General features: G+C 68.7%; 5 protein-coding genes and 1 pseudogene. 3 read left to right on the top strand and 3 right to left on the bottom strand.

The window, feature by feature from the left end; genetic code table 11:
* Window positions 1-326 (bottom strand): annotated as a pseudogene (locus ACLFMY_RS08130) (hypothetical protein); the annotation flags it as partial.
* A 171-nt stretch (window positions 327-497) separates the two neighbouring features.
* Here ACLFMY_RS08130 and ACLFMY_RS08135 point away from each other — a divergent pair.
* From ACLFMY_RS08135 to ACLFMY_RS08145, 3 genes are read left to right on the top strand one after another with little or no spacing between them, the layout of a single operon-like run.
* Window positions 498-1,469, top strand: coding sequence for a calcium/sodium antiporter (locus tag ACLFMY_RS08135; protein WP_410764162.1), 972 nt, complete (start codon window positions 498-500; stop codon window positions 1,467-1,469).
* 1 nt (window position 1,470) lies between these two features.
* Window positions 1,471-2,151 carry a class I SAM-dependent methyltransferase gene (locus ACLFMY_RS08140; protein ID WP_410764163.1) on the top strand — a complete coding sequence of 227 codons (681 nt, stop codon included), beginning with the start codon at window positions 1,471-1,473 and terminating at the stop codon, window positions 2,149-2,151.
* On the top strand, window positions 2,148-3,191 hold the full coding sequence (locus ACLFMY_RS08145) for a zinc-binding alcohol dehydrogenase family protein (protein WP_410764164.1): 1,044 nt from the start codon (window positions 2,148-2,150) through the stop codon (window positions 3,189-3,191). The genes ACLFMY_RS08140 and ACLFMY_RS08145 overlap by 4 nt, the downstream gene beginning before the upstream one ends.
* A 93-nt stretch (window positions 3,192-3,284) precedes the next feature.
* On the opposite strand, the gene ACLFMY_RS08150 is transcribed toward ACLFMY_RS08145, so the two are convergent.
* A complete protein-coding gene (locus tag ACLFMY_RS08150; protein ID WP_410764165.1) occupies window positions 3,285-4,436 on the bottom strand; it encodes a glycerate kinase in 1,152 nt (383 codons plus the stop codon).
* The coding region (locus ACLFMY_RS08155; protein ID WP_410764166.1) for a GntP family permease at window positions 4,429-5,762 on the bottom strand (1,334 nt) is incomplete at its 5' end. The genes ACLFMY_RS08155 and ACLFMY_RS08150, both read right to left, overlap by 8 nt.

Here is a 5,762-nt window from a genome sequence, read left to right on the forward strand (position 1 = left end):
GGTTCGGGTTCGGGCTCCGGTTCCGGTTCCGGTTCCGGTTCCGGTTCCGGTTGGGGTACGTGTTTTGGGGAACCGGTTTCGGTCGGTTCGGATGATGGCGCGTCCTCTGCCGGCGTCTCGACATCGGTCTCGCTCAGGTCGACCCATTGCGCCTCGACCGGCTTGCCTCCCCCGCGATTGGCGGCGCTCAATGCCTCCTCGGGGCGCGTCCAGGCCAGCAGCGCCCAGACGATTGCCCCATGCAGGACCAGACTGGTGGCCGCGCCCGCCAGAAACAGTCGGCGATGCGTTCGAGTGGCTCGAGTAGGGGGGTGGTTGGCGGGCATGCTGGCTCGGGAACGGGATTGGCCGGGCAGCATAGTTAATCAATAAAAAGGATGCAAACCGGAATGATTCGCAACACCGTGGATCGTGGGTTCCCGGCGTCCGCCGGTCACCGTTCTGCAGTACAGTGATGCCCGAAATACCACTGGAAGGTTCCGAACGAGGAGTTGTCGATGTTGATGCCTGTGTTGGCGGTGCTGGCGGGCCTGGTGCTGCTTGTCTGGAGCGCAGATCGATTTGTCGATGGGGCGGCGGCGACCGCCAAGCACCTAGGCATGTCGCCGTTGCTGATCGGCATGGTGATCATCGGGTTCGGCACGTCGGCCCCGGAGCTGGTGGTGTCGGTGATGGCCTCGCTCGATGGCAGCCCGGGTATCGCCCTGGGGAATGCCTATGGCTCGAACATCGCCAATATCGCCCTGATCCTCGGTCTGACGGCGGTGATCGCGCCGATCGCCGTCCACTCGCAGGTCATCCGTCGCGAGGTGCCCATCCTGCTGGGTGTAACTGCCGTGGCTGCTCTGCAGGTATACGACGGCGAGGTGACTCGGATCGAGGCCATCGTGCTGCTGGTACTGCTGGTCGCGCTGCTGGGCTGGAACATCTACCAGGGGCGCCGTGGGCAGGTCGACGCGTTGGGTGGCGAGGTCGAGCAGGAGCTGGTCGCGCACCCGATGCCACTGAAGAAGGCCCTGATCTGGGTGGCGATCGGCCTGTTGCTGCTGGTCGCCAGCTCCCGCCTGCTGGTCTGGGGGGCGGTGGATATCGCGCAGCTCTTCGGCGTCTCGGATCTCGTCATCGGCCTGACGGTGGTGGCCATCGGCACCTCGTTGCCCGAGCTGGCCTCGTCGATCGCCGCGATCCGCAAGAACGAGCACGACATGGCGCTGGGCAACGTCATCGGCTCGAACCTGTTCAACACCCTGGGCGTGGTAGGTCTCGCCGGCGTGATCCACCCGATGGTCGCCGAGCCCGAGGTCTTCACCCGCGACATGCTGGTGATGGGCGCGCTGACGCTGGCCCTGTTCCTGTTCGCCTACGGCTTTCGCGGGCCGGGGCGTATCAACCGCATCGAGGGCGGCGTCCTGCTGGCCGCCTTCTTCGCCTACACGGCCTATCTGCTGAGTACCACCTTCGTCGCCTGACATGGACCACGCCTGTCCGCTTTGCCAGTCCTCGCTGTCGCCGTTCGTGACGGTAGCGACAGGAAAAAAGCAGGGCCGTCGGCCGCTGGCCTTCCTCGAGTGTCCCGCCTGCCGACTGGTGGTGAGGGACCCGGCGAGCTGGCCGGACCGCGAGGCCGAGCGGGCGCACTACATGCTGCACGAGAACGACCCGGACGATCCGGGCTACCGGCGGTTTCTTTCCCCGGCCTTCGAGCGGATCCGGCCGCGGCTGAGTCCCGGCGTGCGCGGGCTGGATTTCGGCTGTGGCCCGGACTCGGCCATCGCCGTGCAGGCCGCCGAGGTCGGCGTGCCCATGGCCGTCTTCGACCCGCTGTTTCACCCCGACGAGGCGGTGCTGCGCGACGGCGACTACGATGTGATCAGCTGCACGGAAACCGTCGAGCACCTGCATCGCCCCATGACGGTGATGGCGCGGCTCGAGCGCCTGCTGCGACCGGGCGGGCGGCTGGTCATACAGACCGGGTTCGTCCCGGGGGCGGAAGCCTTCGCCGGCTGGCACTACTGGCGCGATCCCACTCACGTGATCCTGTTTCGTGCCGAGACATTCCGCTGGCTGGCCGCATCCCGCGGCTGGTGGGTGGTCGAGATCGAATCGCCCGTGGCCGTGTTCGAGATGCCGGAAAAGGAGGGAAATGCATGAAAGCGATCGGATTCGAGCGTCACTTGCCCGTCGACCACCCCGAGGCGTTCCGCGCCTTCGACCTGGCGGTGCCCGAGCCGGGGCCTCACGATCTGCGCGTGGCCGTGGAGGCGGTGTCCGTCAACCCGGTGGACACCAAGGTACGCGCTCCGCGACATCCCGATCCGGACCATCCGGACAACCGGGCCGACCTCTCGCCACGGGTACTGGGGTTCGATGCGGTGGGCGTGGTCGATGCCGTGGGCTCGGCGGTGACGCGCTTTCAGGCGGGCGACGTGGTCTTCTATGCCGGCGACATCGGCCGGCCGGGCAGCAACGCCGAGTTCCAGCTGGTCGACGAGGCGATCGTCGGCCACGCCCCGCGCGCCATCGAACCCGACGCGGCGGCCGCCCTGCCGTTGACGGCACTCACTGCCTGGGAGACGCTGTTCGACCGGCTCGGCCTGGACCCGGACGGCGCCGATGCCGGCGCTCCGATACTGCTGATCAACGGCGCCGGCGGAGTGGGCTCCATGGCCATCCAGCTGGCCCGCGCCGCCGGGCTCACGGTGATCGCCACCGCCTCGCGGCCGGAATCGCAGCAGTGGTGTCGGGAGCTGGGCGCCGACGAGGTGGTCGACCATTTCGGCGACCTGCCGGCGCAACTGGCCGAGCGAAAGTTCACTGCCGTTCCCGCGATTGCCTGTTTCAACGATCTCGACCGCCACTATCCCGCGATGGCGCAACTGGTCGCCCCGCAGGGGCGGCTGGCCAGCATCGTCGGCAACAAGTCGCCGCTGCCGTTCCAGGAACTGCGCGACAAGAGCGTGGGGTTCTTCTGGGAATACATGTTCACCCGGCCGCGATTCGACACGCCGGACAAGCATCGGCAGGGCGAGATCCTGGACGCCGTGGCCTCGATGGTGGACGACGGTCGCCTGGTCACCACCCGCGCCGAGACCCTCGGCGTCATCAGTGCCGACAACCTTCGTGCCGCGCATCGGTCGCTGGAGGCCGGGCACGTGATCGGCAAGCTGACCCTGGCGGGATTCGAGGACTAGGCCCGACGAAGCGGATCGGCAACCCGTCCGTGTCGATGCGGAAAGGACCCGGTTGGCCGGGTCCGGATGGGTCGAGGTCATGACGCCCGGGCGTCAGTCGCGTCGGTTCAGGCAGGTCTCCATCAGGGCCTGCGTGCGGTCGGTGACCCACCGCGCGGGTTCGGCGAGGGCCTCGTCCACGCCCACCGTGCCGTCCACGAGTGCCCGGGCATCGGCCAGCCCTAGGCTGGACAATTCCGCGTCACTGCAGGCGATCGCCCCCGCCACGGCGACCACCGGGACGCCCAGCCGGCGGGCCCGATCGACCACCTCGGCGACCACCTTGCCCCGCGAGGTCTGGCCGTCGATCCTGCCCTCGCCGGTGATCACGAGATCGGCGGAGGCGATCGCCTCGTCGAGCCCGATCAGTTCCGCGAGATAGGCGGCCCCCATCCGCGAGTGCCCGCCCAGCACGCAGGCCAGGGCAAAGCCCAGTCCGCCAGCCGCCCCGGCCCCGGGCGTGCCGGGGGGACGGAGCAATCGCCCGGCGGCGTCGATGACGTCGGCCAGGCGGGCGAGGTGGGCGTCCATGGCCTCGATGTCCTCGGTCGCCAGTCCCTTCTGCGGTCCGAACACCGCGGCCGCCCCCTGCGGGCCGGTCAACGGATTGTCCACGTCATTGAGGACGGTGATGTCGACATCCGCGAGCCGCGCGTCCAGCCCCGACACGTCGACGCGGTCCAGCCCGATCAGCCCGGCGGGGGTGCTGGGCAGCGGATCGCCGTTCCTGTCGAGAAATCGCATGCCCAGCGCCCGAAGCATGCCCGCGCCGCCGTCGACCGTGCCGCTGCCGCCCAGGCCGACCAGCAGGTGCATGGCCCCGGCGTCGATGGCCGCTCGCATCAGTTCACCCACGCCCCGGCTGTCGAGTTGCCACGGATCGCGCCGCTCGAGCGGGACCCGGTCGAGCCCGCAGGCCGAGGCGACATCGATCACCGCCCGCCGGTTGGCGGCATCGAAGCCCCAGCCGGCGGTCAGGTGCGTGCCGGTCGGCCCGTGGACGTCGGTCAGATGCCACTCCCAGCCCAGCGTGTGGGTGATCAGTTCCGCGGTGCCCTCGCCGCCATCGGCCATGGGCAGGGCGCGGATCTGGGCGGTCGGGCGAGCCGCGTGAACGCCGCGCGCCATGGCCGCGGCCACGGCGTCGGCCTCCAGGCTGCCCTTGAAGCTGTCCGGGCAGAGGACGACGTGCAGGTCGTCAGACAAGGATCAGCCCCAGGATGTAGATGGTGATCATGGCGCTGATGCCCTGGAGCAGCGTGGCCGTGGTGAAGGTCTTGTAGGCCGTGGCCACCTTCATGCGGCTGAACTGCGAGACCACCCAGAAGAAGCTGTCGTTGGCGTGCGAGACGGTCATCGCGCCGGCACCGACGGCCATCACGGCCAGTACCTTGCCCATGTCCGAATCGAGACCCAGGTCCGGCAGCAGCGGGGCGACCAGCGTGGAGGCGGTGACCAGCGCCACGGTCGAGGAGCCCTGGGCGGACTTGAGCGAGGCGGCGATGAGGAACGGCACGAACAGCCCCAGGCCCAGCCCGGTCAGCATCGCACCCAGCTGGTCGCCGAGCGGGGTTTCCCGCAGCACGTTGCCGAAGGCCCCGCCGGCACCGGTGATCAGGATGATCGGCGCGGCCAGCAGGATGCCGTCGACGGTGACCTGATGAAAGCGATCCTTCTTGTCCTCGCCCTTGATCAGGGCGACGGCAAAGACCACGCCGATGGCCAGTGCCACGACCGGCTGGCCGAAGAAGATGAAGAACTCGGCGATGAAGCCCGGCTCGGCGTCACGCGTGGCGAGGCTGGCGATCGAGCCCAGGCAGATCAGCGCGATCGGGGCGGTGATCGGCATGAACGCGGCGAGCGTCGAGGGGCGGTGCGTCATGTCCGGCTCCGGCTCCTTGATCTCCTCGCCGACCGCCTCGCTGATGGGATCGGGCTCGAGCATCTCGGCCTCGTTGGCCGGGTCCGAGTAGCGGCCGGCCCACAGCGCACCGACGATGGCGGTGACCGCGGCGACGAGCAGGCCGACCAGGATCACCAGGCCCAGCGAATCGGCGATGTCGAGGTTCGCCGCCGCGGCGATCGGCCCCGGGGTCGGCGGCACGAAATTGTGGGTGGCGAACAGGCCGGTCGCCAGCGCCACGCTCATCGCGACCACCGAGATGCCGGTCTTCTTCGCCATGGCGTTCTTGAGAGAGTTGAGGATCACGTAGCCCGAATCGCAGAACACCGGGATCGAGACGATGTAGCCGATCAGGGAGACCGTGAAGTTGGGGAAGCGGTCGGACAGCAGGCGGATGATCGCCTCGGCCATCACGATCGCCGCGCCCGTGCGCTCGAGGATCACACCGATGATCGTGCCCAGCGCGATGACGATGCCGATGTAGCCCAGCGTGCTGCCGAAGCCGTCGTTGATGACGCTGACGGCTTCGGTCGGCGTGATCCCGCCGGCAAGGGCCATGGCGAAGGCGGCCAGCAACAGCGCCAGGAACGGGTGCATGCGCAGTTTCGCCGTGGCGAATACCAATGCGA

The sequence above is a fragment of the Guyparkeria sp. genome (genome assembly GCF_046545975.1).
In the GTDB taxonomy this organism is placed as follows: Bacteria; Pseudomonadota; Gammaproteobacteria; order Halothiobacillales; family Halothiobacillaceae; genus Guyparkeria.

Excerpts from the sequence above, each read along its gene's own strand:
- ACLFMY_RS08135 (WP_410764162.1), top strand. The coding sequence starts at position 498 with ATGTTGATGCCTGTGTTGGCGGTGCTGGCGGGCCTGGTGCTGCTTGTC.
- ACLFMY_RS08140 (WP_410764163.1), top strand. The coding sequence starts at position 1,471 with ATGGACCACGCCTGTCCGCTTTGCCAGTCCTCGCTGTCGCCGTTCGTG.
- ACLFMY_RS08145 (WP_410764164.1), top strand. The coding sequence starts at position 2,148 with ATGAAAGCGATCGGATTCGAGCGTCACTTGCCCGTCGACCACCCCGAG.